This is a genomic window from Alkalicoccobacillus murimartini (assembly GCF_030813245.1).
Lineage (GTDB): Bacteria > Bacillota > Bacilli > Bacillales > Bacillaceae_D > Alkalicoccobacillus > Alkalicoccobacillus murimartini.
Genome location: NZ_JAUSUA010000001.1, coordinates 1096861 through 1112714 on the forward strand (window position 1 = coordinate 1096861; position 15854 = coordinate 1112714).

The following is a 15854-nucleotide window of genomic DNA, read 5'->3' on the forward strand; positions in this document are numbered from 1 at the left end:
TTACTCTCCCTTTTCTTCCTGGTATTGAGGCATTTTCGACAACTCCGCTTTTACAAGCGCTGCCACCTGCTGATCAACCATTAGTTTTGCTTGACGGATCGCATGAAACATGGCCGTCTCGTCCGATGATCCGTGTGCCTTTATAACAGGCGCCTTTAATCCAAATAATCCAGCTCCGCCGTATTCAGAGTAACTCATCTTTGTTTTAATATCGCGAAAGCTTGGCTTTAAAACTCCAGCAGCCAGCTTAGTTTTAACTGATTTTGTTAATTCCTTTTTAATTAGTCCAAATAATGAAGCAGCCGTGCCTTCTATCGTTTTCAAGACTAAGTTTCCAGAAAAGCCATCACAAACTACAACATCGGCTACGCCATCTAACAAGTCACGTGCCTCCACATTGCCAATAAAATTCAGATGGGACTCTTCAAGTAATGGATACGTAGCTTTAATCAGCTCGTTTCCTTTGCCACTTTCAGTCCCAACATTTAAGAGACCTACTCGAGGATTATGAACTTTCTTGACTAACTGCATATACGTACTGCCGATGATGGCATGCTGAAGTAGATGTTGGGGTTTAGCATCCATATTCGCACCAACGTCTAATAAGAGAAACCCCTTACCATCCATTGTCGGTAACATCGGTGCAAGAGCTGGGCGATCCACGCCTTTTATTCTGCCGACATGTAATAATCCAGCCGTCATTAAAGCCCCTGTGTTACCGGAAGAAATACAGGCATCTGCTCTTCCTTCTTTTACTTCGCGCACTGCAAGAACCATAGACGCATCCTTTTTTCTACGCACTGCATGAGTCGGTTTATCGGTATCTTCAATTTTTTCTGTTGTATGTATGATTGAAATTCGTTCATCATTTGTAAGAAGAGCACGGATCGCCTCTTCATCTCCAATAAGCGTAATCTCAAGTTCACTAAATTCCTGAATGGCCTTCATTGCCCCTTCAGTTTGTGCCTTTGGAGCATGATCTCCCCCCATGGCGTCTAGAGCGATTTTCACTTGTCTTCCTCCTCGGTATTCAAGCTAAGCTCTTTGGGCTTGAACGGTACATAATAAATTCACCTGAGAACACTTTTTCCTTCTCAACATAACTTTCTACTGATACGGTGGTTCGTTCTTTTTCGATTCGATTAACCGTTGCTTTTGCAACAACTCGTTCTCCCGTCCTAACTTGACGTTTAAACCGAATGGTTGCTTTGGCTGTTAGGGCAAGTTCGTCATTAATGACTGCAACAGCAAGTGAGTTAGCTTGCGCAAACAAATAATGCCCTCGCGCAATCCCCGACTTGCTAAACACCTCTTCTGTGCTAACTTCAAAGATAGAGATTGCTCGCTCATCTAGCTGTAAATCAATAATCTCACCAAATACCTCTTCAGCGGAGATCGAACGGAGTTCATCTAGCTGCAGCTCTGCTACTCCCTTAATTCTCTCCCGTAGCTCAGGGATGGACAGCTCCATTCGATCTAGACGAATGGTTTGAATACTTACCTCAAAATGAGCGGCAAGCTCTTCATCCGTCATGAATGGTTGTTGCTGCAAGGTATCCTGAAGAAGGGCTTGCCTATCCTTTTTTTTACGTCGCATTCTTAGCTGTCCTCCTTCGGTACTCCCACCAAAATCAACTCTTATGACTAGGTACTAAGACTAGTATAAACATGATCTGATGAATATTTCAACCGCTAATCTAATTTGCCTTGATCCAAGGCGCCTGTTTGCTTCAAGTAATCTTTCAGCACCTGATACTCTGAATCTTCCCAAAAATGCTTTGACTCAACTAAGGCAGCAGCATCTTGCCTTGCCACTTCAAGGGTGCGATAATCATGCACGACATCTGCTACCTTAAAGTCAGGAAGTCCGCTTTGTTTCGCCCCAAAGAAGTCTCCTGGTCCACGTAGCTCTAGATCGCGCTCAGACAATACAAACCCATCATTGGTCTCTGTCATAATACGCATTCTCTCTCTTCCGTTCTCCGTCTTTGGATCGGATAGTAGCACACAGTACGACTGAGCGCTTCCTCGTCCAACACGTCCGCGGAGCTGATGGAGTTGAGCTAGACCAAATCGATCTGCATCATAAATAACCATCATCGTTGCATTTGGTACATTCACCCCAACTTCAACAACAGTCGTTGAGACCAACACTTGTGTCTTATTCTCATCAAATGCTTTCATGACTTGATCCTTTTCCTCTGAGGCAAGCCTTCCATGCATTAAACCCACTTGAAAACGCGATTTAAAGAACTCCGTAAGGATCTGGTGGACATCCATGGCATTTTGAACATCAAGCATCTCTGATTCCTCAATAAGCGGGCAAATAACGTAGGCTTGTCTTCCTTGCTTTAACTCTTTTTCAACAAACCCAAGCACTCTCTCAAGCATATCGTGCTTTGCCCAATAGGTTTCAATTGGTTTTCTTCCAGCTGGCATTTCATCCAAAATGGATACATCCATATCTCCAAATACAGAAATAGCTAAAGTACGAGGAATCGGGGTGGCTGTCATAAATAGGACATCCACATGATCTCCTTTAGAACGCAACTGCCTCCTTTGGTTCACACCGAATCGATGCTGCTCATCCGTAATTGCAAATCCTAAATGATGATAGATCACATCATCTTGAATTAACGCATGTGTACCAACAGCTACATCAATTTTCCCTTCAGCAAGATCAGCTAGCAGTTCTTTACGACGTTTACCCTTTAACGACCCACTAAATAGTTCTACTCTTTTTCCGAGTGGTTCAAACCAGGCCTGTAACGATTCGAGATGTTGCTCCGCTAGGATTTCTGTCGGGACCATTAAAGCTGTTTGATAGCCTGCACGAATGACCCCATATAAACAAGCGGCCGCTACAACGGTTTTTCCAGAACCCACATCCCCTTGCAACAGTCTATTCATCTGATAGGGTGACTCCATATCACGAATAACTTCATCAATCACACGGTGCTGAGCCTTGGTCAATGAAAATGGAAGAGAGGAAATAAATTCTTCAATATGAGTAGAATCAATCATCAACCCTCTACCCACATTTTGCTCACGCTGATTTTTTCTAAATAACTGCATCTTTAATTGAAAATACAAAAATTCTTCGTATACCATTCGTCTCCGCGCTTGCTTTATGGTATCTTGACCAGACGGTTTATGAAGCTCATGTACCGTTTGCTGTTTATCCATAAGCTTATACTTGATTCGAATCGCTTCTGGTAATGGTTCTGGGAGATCCTCACCGAACTGTTTTAAAGCGGCGGTTATGGCTGCCTTCAGCATTTTACTAGAAACCGTACTTGAAGCAGAGTAAACAGGTTCAATCGTTTGATCTTGCTCTATTGCCCCTTTTTGCAGTTCAGTGCCTGTGATCGTCATACGATGACGATCCCATTTTCCCGAGATTGTTACTTCATCTCCAAGTGTCAGCTGATTTTTAAGAAAGCCTCGATTAAAAAAAGTGACCGTTACTAACAACCGACCAACTAGCATACGAAAAGAAAGGCGGTTTTTTTTCTTACCATAATACCGAACCGATGCTTCATTATGGATTACGCCAGTAACAGTCACTCGCTCATCATGCTCTGCTGTTTGCAAGTCTTTTAGCTTATAATCCTCATATCGAAATGGATAATATTCGAGTAAATCACCCACTGTGCGAAGCTTTAACCCTTCAAACAGCTTGGCTTTTTCCTCTCCAATTCCATGTACTTCTATAATGGAGCGTTCGTAGGGACTTCGCTTCATTTGTCTAATGAAACTCCAAAGATTTCCGCTTCAAGACGACGCCCCGTTGGCGTTGCGGCTAATCCACCCTGTGCCGTTTCTTTTAATGCGACAGGCATCGTTTGTCCAATTCGATACATGGCATCAATCACCTCGTCACAAGGAATTCGACTTTTAATCCCAGCAAGAGCCATGTCAGCTGCTGTAATCGCATTTGAGGCACCCATCGCATTCCTCTTCACACAGGGAACCTCAACTAAACCAGCTACTGGGTCACACACGAGACCAAGTAAGTTCTTCAAGGCAATCGCAAGGGCATGACCAGATTGCTCAGGTGTGCCTCCTGCAAGCTCAACTAACGCCGCAGCTGCCATACCTGAAGCTGACCCTATCTCCGCTTGACACCCGCCTGCCGCACCTGATATTGATGCATTATTTGCAACAACAAAACCAAATGCTCCTGAAGCAAACAGATAATGAATCATTTGATCATCTGTCGGCTGAAGACGTTCCTTCATACCAAACAAAACTCCCGGAACCACACCTGCCGCACCCGCAGTTGGTGTTGCACAGATCGTACCCATTGCTGCATTCACTTCATTCGTTGCCATCGCCTTGCTAACAGAGTCCAATAAGAAGTCCCCACCAAGGGCATTGCCACGAGCAATATATTCTTGAAGTAATTTGGCATCTCCACCGGTTAATCCAGAAACAGACTTAATATCTTCAGACGTACCGCGTTTAATCGCTGCTTTCATTACCTCTAAAATATTTCTCATTTGTTCAAATACTTGTTCCCGGCTGCGCCCCGACTCTTCCACCTCTTGTCGAATCATTACCTCCGAAATAGAAATACCATCAAATTGCGCCAACTCTATTAGTTCTGCTGCATTCCGAAACATCATGACGCCTCCTTCTTATTACTCATAAATGTTAGATACTAGTTTAATATTTGGAAGCGATCGTAGTTCATCAAGCAATTTTTGCTCTACATTCTGGTCCACTTCCATAACCATTAAAGCCTCTTCACCTTTGTCTCTGCGTGATACTTCCATATGACCAATGTTCATCTCATATTTGGCCAATAAGTTTGACACGGCCGCTATCACTCCATACCGATCATGGTGAACAACAAAGATCGCAGGGTGGTTCCCTGACAAACGAAGCACAAATCCGTTCATTTCAATAATCTCTATCTTTCCTCCGCCAATCGAAATTCCGACCAACTCTAAGTTTTTGTGCTCATTCTTCAAGACGATTCGCATCGTATTTGGGTGATCAGTCACGGCATCTTCTTCATGAAAAACAAATGTCATCCCAGCTTTGTCAGCTAACTGAAAGGATTCCCGAATGCGTGGATCATACGTATCAAAGTCGAGAATTCCTCCGATAACTGCAACATCCGTTCCATGACCTTTATAGGTCTGAGCAAATGACCCGTATAAATGAATGTCTGCATGTGATGGATCTCCGCCAAATAATGTGCGGGCTACTCGTCCAATTCTTGCAGCCCCAGCTGTATGTGAACTGGATGGACCAATCATTACTGGACCAATAATATCAAAAACTGTCCGATACTTCATGTGCTCCTCCTTATTTATCTACTTTAGTAAAAAAAGACCGACCTTAATGGAAGCGTCAGCCTTTTTCACAAAATTTATTTAGTCGTTGCTTTTGTACACGAAATGGAAACAGTTCCTGGTCCAACATGTGCACCGATTACAGCTCCAATGGTTGTCATTACAACTGATTCTACCTGACATTCTTGCTTCACACGTTGGACGAGCTCATTAGCTAACTCTTCGTTTAATGCGTGTGAAGCGCCAATATGAATGGGTGAATCACCATATTGTTCCTTGATGATCTCTACAATTCGAGAGATGGCCTTTTTTGGCCCCCGCGCCTTATCTAGTGGGTAGACTTCGCCTTCTTCAGATAGTGAAAGAATAGGTTTTACCTTTAATAAAGATCCTAATATAGCAGAAGCTTTGCCTATTCTACCGTTTTTCTGTAAGAAGTGAAGTGTATCTACTAGAAAATAAACATTTGTGTCCTTTGTCAGTTCGTCCAATCTTGCTTCAAGATCTGCTACAGGTTTATTTTCATACGCAAGTTCAGCCATCTCTGCGACCATAATACCTATAGCATAGGATGCTTGACGAGAATCAACGACCCTTACGTCCACTTCATCTTCAAGACTTGCTTGAGCAATCGTAGCAGCTTGATACGTTCCACTAAGCTTTGAAGAAAGATGAATAGAGAAAATGACCTCGGCCCCTTCAGATTTCAAGGCACGATATACCTCTTCAAACTGGTGAGGAGTTGGCTGTGACGTTGTTGGAATAACATCTTCCTTTTCTATTTTTTCATAGAAAGCCTCTGGAGTTAACGTAACTCCGTCTTCATAGGATTCCGTTTCAGAGAAAACAACGCTTAATGGGATGACTTCAATGTTCCATTTTTCCACGATTTCTTTTGGAATATCCGCCGTACTATCCGTGACAATTCGTATTGTTGGCATCCGTCATACATCCCTCCTACTATTTTGTAGCTACTTGTTTATTCAACTGAAAATATATACGAATACAGTGGCTGTCCACCTTGATGGACATCTAATTCTACTTCCGTGAATTGTTTCTCAAGGTAGCGAACTAATTCCTCTGTTTCTTTTTCCGATACATCTTCCCCAGCTAGAACGGTAACCATTTCACTATCTTCATCAATCATATGAGAAAGTAGTTCTTTAGCTGCCTCAACTAGTTGATCATGAGTATTGACGATCTTCTTTTCAGAGATCCCAATGTAATCGTCTTTATTAATCTTCAAACCTTCAATCTGGGTATCTCTTACTGCATAAGTAATCTGACCAGATTTAACCGACTTCATCGCTTCATTCATATGAGAAGCATTTTTATCAATATCAATCGATGGATTAAATGCAAGAAGAGCCGAAAGTCCCTGAGGAACAGTTTTTGATGGAATGACTATCGCTTTTGCATCCACCACATCCGCTGCCTGCTCAGCAGCCATGATAATATTGCCGTTATTCGGCAGAATTAAAATATTCTTAGCATTGACCTTATTAATGGCACTAACGATGTCCTCCGTACTTGGGTTCATCGTTTGTCCCCCTTGAATCACTTCACCTGCACCTAAGCCTTTAAATAACTTAGAAACTCCTTCGCCCATCGAAACGGTTACAATTCCAAACTCACTTTTAGGCGTTTCTTCTTGAACAGTCTCTTTTTCACCGTAAACAGCTTGAGTCTCGTCAAGTAAATGAGTATGCTGTTCTCTCATGTTCTCAATCTTTATGTTAATAAAGTCTCCGTAGCGTTGAGCTTTGGCTAGCACCTCACCTGGATACTCGGCATGAATATGTACTTTAAGCAGATCTTCATCCGAAACAACCAATAGAGAATCACCAATCTCACTTAGTTCGTTACGAAAATCTTCTTCTACAAACGCTTCTTTTTCTAATCGTTTCTCATCAAAACGCACCATAACCTCTGTACAGTACCCAAACTCTATATCTTCAGTAGCCATATGAGCTTGTGCATGATGTTGATGATGTTCAATCTTTACAAGATCGGCCATATTAGGTGTAGTAGGTTGTTGATCCTTTAGCTTTTTCCCTTCAAGTACAGCTAAAAATCCTTCATAGATATAAAGTAAACCTTGACCACCAGAATCAACGACGCCCACTTCTTTTAAAACAGGAAGTAAATCTGGGGTACGCTTAAGTGAGGCTTTGGCTTCTTTAACCACGGCACTCATGACTTCAATAATGTCATCACTTTTTTTGGATGTCTTTACACCTTGTTTAGCTGCATCCTTAGCCACAGTTAAAATTGTACCTTCAACAGGCTTAATAACTGCTTTATAAGCCGTTTCTACACCTTTTTCAAAGGCTATAGCGAATTCTTGAGACGTTAACGTTTGTTTTCCTTCTACCGCCTTTGAAAACCCTCTAAACAACTGTGAGAGTATCACGCCTGAGTTCCCACGAGCACCCATTAGCAACCCTTTAGCAAAAGCCGATGCAATTTGCCCAGCATCCTTTACTTTCTGAGATTGCACTTCTTTTACACCGGATGTAATGGATAAATTCATATTGGTTCCTGTATCGCCATCTGGTACAGGAAACACGTTAAGTGAATCAACAATCTTTACGTGCCTGGATAAATTTTCTGCTCCCTCAATATACATTTGAGCGAGTTTATTTGCTTCTAGTCTCTTAACCGTCACTTCCATTTCCTCCTAACCACCCCTAAGTGTTTAACACTCGAACACCTTGCACAAAAATGTTGACTGATTCAACATCTAAACCAAGCATCTGTTCTAATTGATATTTCACTTTTGTTTGCACATTATGTGCCACTTCTGAAATCTTTGTTCCATAGCTTACAATGATATACATGTCAATATGGATGTCCTCTTCAACTTCTCGAATCACCACACCTCGGCGGAAATTCTCCTTACCAAGCAAGTCAGACAGACCATCTTTTATTTGCTTTTGTGAAGCCATTCCTACAATGCCGTAGCAATCTACCGCTGCGCCACCAGCTACGGTTGCCACAACGTCTCTTGAAACATCTACCATTCCAAGCTGTGTTTTCATTTCAATAGACATACGTATCCTCCTTTAAGAATTGCACATTAGCTTCATTTTACTATACATTAAGTGAATATGAAAGAAACAATAGGGTGTCAAGGTAACAACCTTGATAAACTTCTTGCATTCTATTGCTTTCTTTTTATGCCTATGCTAAGATATTCAGGTATGAATTGGACTCATCATTTGGTTGAATGAATAAGGAGGTGCAAGTCATGGCCCGTGTTTGTTATATTACAGGCAAAAAAGCTCGTACTGGTAATAAGCGATCTCACGCTTTAAACAAAACTAAACGCCGTTGGGGAGTTAACGTACAAAAGGTACGTATTCTTGTTGACGGTAAGCCGAAACGTGTTTACGTTTCAGCTCGTGCATTAAAGTCAGGAAAAGTTCAACGCGTTTAATGAATCGCAGCAAAAAAAGCACCGTTCACTCGGTGCTTTTTTGCTAGGCTTTTTTAAACGAACTAAGAACGGCCCGCACAAATCCACCGATAAATTTGGGCAGCTTGATGGTATAAAACTTCATGGCTCCTCCTCCTTAGCGAAAATCGCCGAAAACCAGCTAATCATTCACAACTTCGACTTTGAGCTGACAAGCCTTCTCCAATTGCTTACTCTTCTCTACTCTATCGCTTGCAGGTGCAAACTATTCCTACTTTCCTAAAACAGATGAAAAAAAGCGTAAGAAGTCAATCAGAACAGCCAAGCTGTCCTTTACCATCATGCTATGCCCAAACAATGAAAAACAGAACTACAACTCTTCTTCATGTTAACGAGAACGTAAACTCTCGATTGCTTCAGAACGATCGCTTTTACCAAACACCGCTGACCCTGCCACAAGCACTGTTGCTCCTGCTTCCACACAAGCCTTAGCCGTTTCTGGATTTACGCCTCCGTCCACTTCAATTTCATATGTATATTGATTCTTTTCCTTGTATGCCTTAAGTTCCTTAATATTGTTTAAAACACTCGGAATAAACTGTTGTCCTCCAAACCCAGGATTAACAGACATTTGCAACACAAGATCGACTTCTTGCAAAATCGGTAGGACATGTTGGACGGGTGTTGCCGGATTTAAGACCACACCAGTCCTCACGCCATGTTCCTTGATTAACTGGATGGTTCGATGCAGATGTGTACATGCCTCTACATGAACTGAAATGATATCAGCTCCCGCTTTAGCAAAATCAGCAATATACTGATCCGGGTTAGAAAGCATTAAATGAACATCTAAGGGTAGCTTTGTAATTGGTCGAATGGCTTCAACAATCATGGGTCCAATCGTTAAGTTAGGTACAAAGTGTCCGTCCATGGCATCGATATGAACGTAATCCGCTCCAGCTGAATCAATGTCACGAATTTCTTCTCCTAATCGTGCGAAATCAGCTGAAAGAATAGATGGCGCTATCTTAATCATTAGTTAGTATCTCCTTTTTCTTTGGTTAATTTCCTCTAGAAACGTAAGATAATGCTCATAACGATAGGGTTGGATCATACCTTCATGTAATGCATCCTTAATGGCACACTTAGGCTCAGATGTATGCAAACAACCTCTAAACTTACATTCTGGCATCCTTGACGCCATCTCTGGGAAATAAAGCGCCAAATCCTCTGCCTCAATGTCTGTAAATTCAACAGAGCTGAAACCAGGGGTATCTGCAACAAGTCCCGTCCCGATGGAGAGAAGCTCAACATGACGGGTAGTATGCTTTCCTCTACCCAAATGAGTTGAAATCTGATCTGTTTCAATCTCTAGATTTGGTTTTAATGCATTTAATAATGAGGATTTGCCCACACCTGATTGTCCCGCTACGACGGAGATACGATCATTAAGATCTGGCATAAGCCATTCAAGCCCTTTCTCCCCTTCGTTTGTGGTGAGACGAACGCGATAGCCTATTTCCTCATAGTGCCTCACGTACGATTGAATCTTCGCTTCCTGTGTTTCATTTAGAAGATCTATTTTACTAATCACAATAACCGGCTCAATTTGAGCGGCTTCGATATGAACCAAAAACCGATCTAAAAGATGCGTACTGAAGTCTGGTTCCAATGCGGAGAAAACAAGTAACACCTGATCTACATTTGCGATGGGGGGGCGAATCAATTCATTTTTTCGTTCATGTAGCTCCATAATATATCCATCTGTTTTGTTTTCTGCCTCATACTCGACGTGATCACCCACAAGAGGTTTTCGCTTTTGTTTACGAAACAACCCTCTACCTCTGCATTGAATATACAGGTCTTGATCTTGAACATAATAAAATCCACTGAGTGATTTTACGATTAATCCATTTGGCATAAAAACCTTCTTTCATTCTAGTTATTTGGACCGAAAAACAAAGGGCGGGCAAATGCCCGGCCCCTTTTAATCATACGTTCGTTCTTCTGAATTTTTTACAAGTTCATCGTTAATATACAAATCAAATGAACCTGATTGACTTGTACTCACTCGAAGAGGAACAACATAGGTCTTAGACTCCGTTACTTCTTCTTCAATGAAGACCTCGTCTTCACCATCTGTTGTTACATCACGGAACACAATGCGTATATCAAATACTTCACCTGCATCCTGCTCTTCTTGTGAGACTTCGATTGCTTGACTGACTTCAATGATTCGGCTTGGTTCCTCATCATCTACCGGAGGATCCTCATCGACTGGATCCTCAACTGGATCTGGATCTGTCTCATCTTCTTCTGGCCCACGAGAGATAACAATTTCCACATCACTGCCTTGATCAAGCATCTCAAAAGGTTCAGGGCTTTGACTAATAACTCTACCTTCTGCAATAGAATCATCATACTCAAAACTAAAGCGTCCTCTTAAGCTATACTCATTAAAGTAAGCACGGGCTTCAGCCTCCGTATCCCCTTCTAAGTTTCTTAATCGGATTTGTGACTCCACCGCGTAGGTAAGATAAACAGTGGTTGTTGAAGGAACAATTGCTGATCCAGACTCCGGTGTCTGACTTAATACCGTGCCTTCCTGTTCCTCATTACTATCACGAGTCACTCGTTCAACATTCACATTCAACTGTTCCAGTAGCCGTTCCGCTTGCTCGATCGGAAAGCCTGTATAGTCTTGAAGTGTAATTTCTTCCTCTTCGCCACTCACTTGTAGCCTGATCGTTGAACCTTCCTTAACGGTAGACCCAGCACGTGGGTTTTGTGAAGCAACATGGCCTGGCTCAACGGAATCATCGTCCACCTCTTGAACATCTACTGTTAAATTAAGGCCTTCAAGCTCTTGCTGAGCATCTTCCAATGGTTCATCGATCACATCTGGAATTTGGACCTCAGCCACCCTAAAAACATTTGGTAACACAGCAAATGCAGTAGCACCTGCCACAAGTGTAAAAACGGCCACAATAATCAGGATAAATAGCCACTTTTTTCGTTTTTTCTTTTTTGGAGGCTTAGCCAACGGTTTCGCTTGTTCGGTTTCTTTTTCCTTCGTAACCGTTACAGGTTTTGTCGGTTCAGCCGCGATCGTTTTTTCCAAGTCGTCTGAGTCAGATAGATGACCGACAATAGGAATAGCTTTTGTTACTTCTTGACTATCATCCATTTTGTATTGATAAGGCGATTCATTATAACGATCTGGATCTAGTAATGTGTATGCATCTTCAGCCATTTCTTCAGCTGATTGATACCTTGCTGCTGGATCCTTCATCGTCGCTTTTTGAATCATGTTTTCTACGCTTTGAGGAATCGCTGCATTTATTTGTTTAATGGAAGGCATATCATTTTGCAGGTGTTTAATTGCAATGGAAACAGCCGTATCTCCAGAAAAAGGCAAGATTCCTGTTAACATCTCGTATAAAACAATACCTAATGAATAAATATCAGAACGGTATGTGATGTGACCTCCGCGTGCCTGTTCAGGTGAAAGGTAATGTACTGATCCCATAACAGAATTCGTATGTGTAATGGTAGCAGCAGACATAGCTCTGGCTATACCAAAGTCAGCCACTTTTGCGTCTCCATCTTCACTAATAAGTATATTATGTGGTTTAATATCACGATGAACAATTTGATTCGCATGGGCATGGGCCATAGCAGCAAGAATTTGTTTTAGATAATCTAAAGCAAGATCAACTTGAAGCGGACCATCACTCTGAATAACTTCCTTTAACGTTTGTCCCTTGACGTATTCCATCACTATATAGTAAAGATTAGCCTCTTCACCTACATCAAAGATATTGACAATATTCGGATGAGCTAAGCTAGTGGCGGATTGTGCTTCTCTACGGAATCGTTTAATGAACTGCTCATCATCTGAAAATTGTGGTTGCAAAACTTTTACCGCAACATGCCTGTCCAAAATGACATCAAGCGCCAAATAGACATTGGCCATTCCGCCGCCGCCAATACTTTCTAAAATTACATAGCGATCACTTATTCTTTGTCCTATCATACAGATCACCCAACCCTATCAGCAGCTGTTGGAAATCGAATCAGCGCAATCGAAATATTATCTTCGCCTCCGCGTTCATTGGCTTGCTGTATAAATGTTTCTGATACAGCTTCAGCAGAACGATCGGACGAAAGTAACACGCCCATTTCAGATACAGAAAGTTTATCAGATAAACCATCAGAACAAAGAAGCAAATCACGTGTTTCTTCAATAGGTAAAATCATGACATCCATCTTGATGGAAAGCTCTGTGCCTAGCGCACGTAACAAAACATTTTTTCGTGGATGGTTCTCTGCTTCTTCCGCAGAGATCTGTCCGGTTCTTCGTAATTCTTCAACTAATGAATGATCTGCTGTTTTTTGAGAAAACCCTTCATCCGTGCGGATATATGCGCGGCTATCTCCAATATGACCGATTGCAACGTACTCATCTGTACAAATGGCAGCTACCAACGTAGTCCCCATTCCCTTACAATCCTCGTGATTATTCGCATATTCATAAACGGATTCATTAATCTCAGTGAATTGCTGCTTAAGCCAAACTTCTGCTTCTTTAGCTGAAAGTGGCTGTTTAAGACCTTCCCAAGCTTCTTTTAAAAGCTTTGAGGTCATTGCACTTGCGACATCTCCTGCACGATGTCCACCCATGCCATCTGCGACATACGCTAATAATCCAGCATCGGTGACATACGTACCACCCGAATCTTCATTATGTGTTCTTACTTGGCCTACATCTGATAAAAAAACGTAATCTAGAAGGGTTGTCATTCATCCACCTCTTTTCTTATTCCTCTTCTACTTTCAAAGAGTCTTATGATTGTTTTTTAAGAGCTGCAATAAAAAAACCATCTGAATGATAGTCTTGCGGTAGAACAGTTAACATGCCTTGATCAAATCTTTGAGGTAAGACTTGGATAGGCAAGCGATTTTTCAGATCTGAATCTAGTGAAAAATCGGGATGATTCTTGAGAAACGCCTTGATGGTCTCTTCATTTTCAGCTTTGTCCACTGTACATGTACTATATACTAATAGACCGCCATTTTTAACTCGTGTACTAGCAGCTGATAAAATATCTGCTTGAATCCGAGCAATTTGTGTGACATCTTGTTCTGTTTTTGACCACTTAATATCTGGCTTTCTCTTTAATACTCCAAACCCTGTGCAAGGAGCATCTACAAGCACACGATCGTATTCATCCGCATGATCCACTAGCTTCCTAGCGTCAAGTGCTTCTGCTTTAATCGATGACAGGCCTAGTCTTTTAGCTTGAGCTTGAATCAGCTTTATCTTTTGTGGGTGGAGATCTAGTGCAAGAACTTGTCCCTCATTGTTCATACGTTCTGCCAAATGAGTTGTTTTTCCCCCAGGAGCGGCACAAGTATCAAGAACATTCATACCAGGTTCGGGAGAAAGGGCAGAAGCAACCATCATGGAGCTTTCATCTTGAGCCGTAATAAGTCCTTGCATATAAGCGTCGGACTCAAAGACCGCTCCTTTCTCGATAATCACGCCCACTTCCGTAAATTCGGCAGCCACCGCCTCAATTCCTTCACTGGTCAATTGATGGATGACTTCATCTCTTGTTGTTCTTGTAAGATTTACCCTCATCGTGACTGGAGCCGGAAGTAGATTTTCATCACACATTGCCTCTGTTTCTTCTTGACCATATTGGTCAATCCATCGCTTAAGTAACCAAACAGGATGACTCGACTTAATCGACAAACGTTCAACCGGGTCTTTGATCAAATCAAACGAAGGTCGTTGCGCACGTTGAAAAGCACGTAGCACACCGTTTACCATGCCGCTGATTCCTTTGTGACCATTTTTCTTGGCAATGGTCACCGCCTCATGAACGACCGCACGTTCTGGCACTCGATCCAGATAGACCATCTGATAGATGGACAAACGAAGCAGAACCAGGACCCATGTATCTAGCTTTTTTAAGTCTTGTTTAATAAATGGTTTTAGATAATAATCTAATGTCAATTTTCTTTGAATCGTCCCATAGACAATTTCTGTTAGCAAGGCTGAATCACGTCGATCAAGCCCGGCATTTTTTCGTGTTTCATTTAGAAGCAGATGACTATACGCTTGGTTTTTCTCAATTTTCACCAAGACATCGAGGGCTGCTTCACGAACTGTTTTACTCATTGTATTCTCCTAACCTCATTCCAATAGACAATCTTGATCCCACACCTCGATTAAATGAGGCCGCATCCATACGCTTTTTTCCAGCAGGTTGCAGTTCAATGACCTTAATATTCTCGCCATCACCTGTGCTTACAACCATACCTTCGTCCGTTAGCTCGATGATTTCTCCCGGTTTGCCTTGCTCAGATGAACGTTCGACTAATTCTGCTTTCCAAATCTTAAGGTTTTGGCCTTCAAGTGTTGTATAAGCGACTGGCCATGGGCAAAGTCCACGAATCTGGTTAAATAGATCACGCCCACCTTTGTTCCAGTCCAGTTTCTCCATCTCTCGCGAAATATTTCGCGCAAAGGTCGCTTTTGAATCATCTTGTTTGATCGGCGTCACTGTTCCATCAATCAAGCTGGCAATTGTTTCTGTTAACAAAGGAGCACCAATCTGACTTAACTTATCATGTAAGCTAGCAACGTCATCAGTATCCTCAATGGACACTCGTTTCTGACTAAGAATATCTCCAGCATCAAGCTTCTCCGCCATATACATGATTGTAATTCCTGTTTCCGATTCACCATCAATAATTGCTTGATGAATAGGTGCGCCTCCCCGATATTTCGGCAATAAAGAAGCATGTACATTTAGACATTTGTACTGAGGTATTTCAAGCAGTTCTTTAGGCAAAATTTGACCAAAAGCTGCTGTTACAATTAAATCCGGTTTAAGCTCAGCCACTGTTTCCCACTCTAAACGAATTTTTTCCGGTTGAATAACTGGCAATCCGAGTCGTTCTGCTTCTACTTTAACCGGAGGGGGTGTTAATTTCTTTTTTCGTCCTACTGGTCGGTCAGGTTGAGTGACAACAGCCTTAACCGGGTATGTTGAATGCAGCTCCTGTAACACAGGCACAGCAAAATCTGGTGTTCCCATAAATATAATGTTCATCATCACACT

16 protein-coding genes are annotated in these 15854 nt (G+C 42.0%); 1 reads left to right on the top strand and 15 read right to left on the bottom strand.

Going from position 1 to position 15854, the window contains the following annotated elements:
• The 8 genes from plsX to J2S05_RS05895 form a co-directional block, all read right to left on the bottom strand.
• Nucleotides 1-1011 (bottom strand): phosphate acyltransferase PlsX, encoded by a 1011-nt coding sequence (gene plsX, locus J2S05_RS05860; RefSeq protein ID WP_306980770.1) that lies wholly within the window; start codon nucleotides 1009-1011, stop codon nucleotides 1-3.
• Between the two features lie 19 nt (nucleotides 1012-1030).
• Nucleotides 1031-1597 carry a transcription factor FapR gene (gene fapR / locus J2S05_RS05865; protein ID WP_306980772.1) on the bottom strand — a complete coding sequence of 189 codons (567 nt, stop codon included), beginning with the start codon at nucleotides 1595-1597 and terminating at the stop codon, nucleotides 1031-1033.
• A 95-nt stretch (nucleotides 1598-1692) separates the two neighbouring features.
• Nucleotides 1693-3744 (bottom strand): ATP-dependent DNA helicase RecG, encoded by a 2052-nt coding sequence (gene recG / locus J2S05_RS05870; RefSeq protein ID WP_306980773.1) that lies wholly within the window; start codon nucleotides 3742-3744, stop codon nucleotides 1693-1695.
• Nucleotides 3741-4625: an L-serine ammonia-lyase, iron-sulfur-dependent, subunit alpha gene (gene sdaAA / locus J2S05_RS05875; RefSeq protein WP_306981115.1), complete on the bottom strand. Its 885-nt coding sequence runs from the start codon at nucleotides 4623-4625 to the stop codon at nucleotides 3741-3743. Before sdaAA ends, recG begins: the two co-directional genes overlap by 4 nt.
• Nucleotides 4626-4643: 18 nt before the next feature.
• Nucleotides 4644-5306 carry an L-serine ammonia-lyase, iron-sulfur-dependent subunit beta gene (sdaAB, locus tag J2S05_RS05880; RefSeq protein ID WP_306980775.1) on the bottom strand — a complete coding sequence of 221 codons (663 nt, stop codon included), beginning with the start codon at nucleotides 5304-5306 and terminating at the stop codon, nucleotides 4644-4646.
• A gap of 74 nt (nucleotides 5307-5380) precedes the next feature.
• Entirely contained in the window at nucleotides 5381-6244 is an 864-nt protein-coding gene (locus J2S05_RS05885) for a DegV family protein (RefSeq protein ID WP_306980777.1), read from the bottom strand.
• Between the two features lie 38 nt (nucleotides 6245-6282).
• Nucleotides 6283-7971 carry a DAK2 domain-containing protein gene (locus tag J2S05_RS05890; RefSeq protein WP_370873605.1) on the bottom strand — a complete coding sequence of 563 codons (1689 nt, stop codon included), beginning with the start codon at nucleotides 7969-7971 and terminating at the stop codon, nucleotides 6283-6285.
• Between the two features lie 22 nt (nucleotides 7972-7993).
• Nucleotides 7994-8356, bottom strand: a complete 363-nt coding sequence (locus J2S05_RS05895; RefSeq protein ID WP_306980781.1) for an Asp23/Gls24 family envelope stress response protein — start codon at nucleotides 8354-8356, stop codon at nucleotides 7994-7996.
• A 197-nt stretch (nucleotides 8357-8553) separates the two neighbouring features.
• Between J2S05_RS05895 and rpmB the strand changes: the two genes are divergently transcribed.
• The gene (gene rpmB, locus J2S05_RS05900; protein ID WP_251604846.1) at nucleotides 8554-8742 is read left to right on the top strand and encodes a 50S ribosomal protein L28; all 189 of its coding nucleotides are present in this window, start codon (nucleotides 8554-8556) and stop codon (nucleotides 8740-8742) included.
• Nucleotides 8743-8785: 43 nt separating this feature from the next.
• Here rpmB and spoVM read toward each other — a convergent pair whose 3' ends face one another.
• The 7 genes from spoVM to fmt form a co-directional block, all read right to left on the bottom strand.
• Nucleotides 8786-8866, bottom strand: a complete 81-nt coding sequence (gene spoVM / locus J2S05_RS05905; RefSeq protein ID WP_251608929.1) for a stage V sporulation protein SpoVM — start codon at nucleotides 8864-8866, stop codon at nucleotides 8786-8788.
• A 243-nt stretch (nucleotides 8867-9109) separates the two neighbouring features.
• Nucleotides 9110-9757, bottom strand: coding sequence for a ribulose-phosphate 3-epimerase (rpe, locus tag J2S05_RS05910; RefSeq protein ID WP_306980784.1), 648 nt, complete (start codon nucleotides 9755-9757; stop codon nucleotides 9110-9112).
• 3 nt (nucleotides 9758-9760) lie between these two features.
• Entirely contained in the window at nucleotides 9761-10642 is an 882-nt protein-coding gene (rsgA, locus tag J2S05_RS05915) for a ribosome small subunit-dependent GTPase A (RefSeq protein WP_306980785.1), read from the bottom strand.
• A gap of 66 nt (nucleotides 10643-10708) precedes the next feature.
• Nucleotides 10709-12757, bottom strand: coding sequence for a Stk1 family PASTA domain-containing Ser/Thr kinase (pknB, locus tag J2S05_RS05920; protein WP_306980787.1), 2049 nt, complete (start codon nucleotides 12755-12757; stop codon nucleotides 10709-10711).
• Between the two features lie 5 nt (nucleotides 12758-12762).
• Entirely contained in the window at nucleotides 12763-13524 is a 762-nt protein-coding gene (locus J2S05_RS05925) for a Stp1/IreP family PP2C-type Ser/Thr phosphatase (RefSeq protein WP_306980789.1), read from the bottom strand.
• A 43-nt stretch (nucleotides 13525-13567) separates the two neighbouring features.
• Nucleotides 13568-14908, bottom strand: a complete 1341-nt coding sequence (gene rsmB, locus J2S05_RS05930; protein WP_306980791.1) for a 16S rRNA (cytosine(967)-C(5))-methyltransferase RsmB — start codon at nucleotides 14906-14908, stop codon at nucleotides 13568-13570.
• The gene (gene fmt, locus J2S05_RS05935) at nucleotides 14901-15848 is read right to left on the bottom strand and encodes a methionyl-tRNA formyltransferase (RefSeq protein ID WP_306980793.1); all 948 of its coding nucleotides are present in this window, start codon (nucleotides 15846-15848) and stop codon (nucleotides 14901-14903) included. The genes rsmB and fmt overlap by 8 nt, the downstream gene beginning before the upstream one ends.
• Nucleotides 15849-15854: the final 6 nt, after the last annotated feature.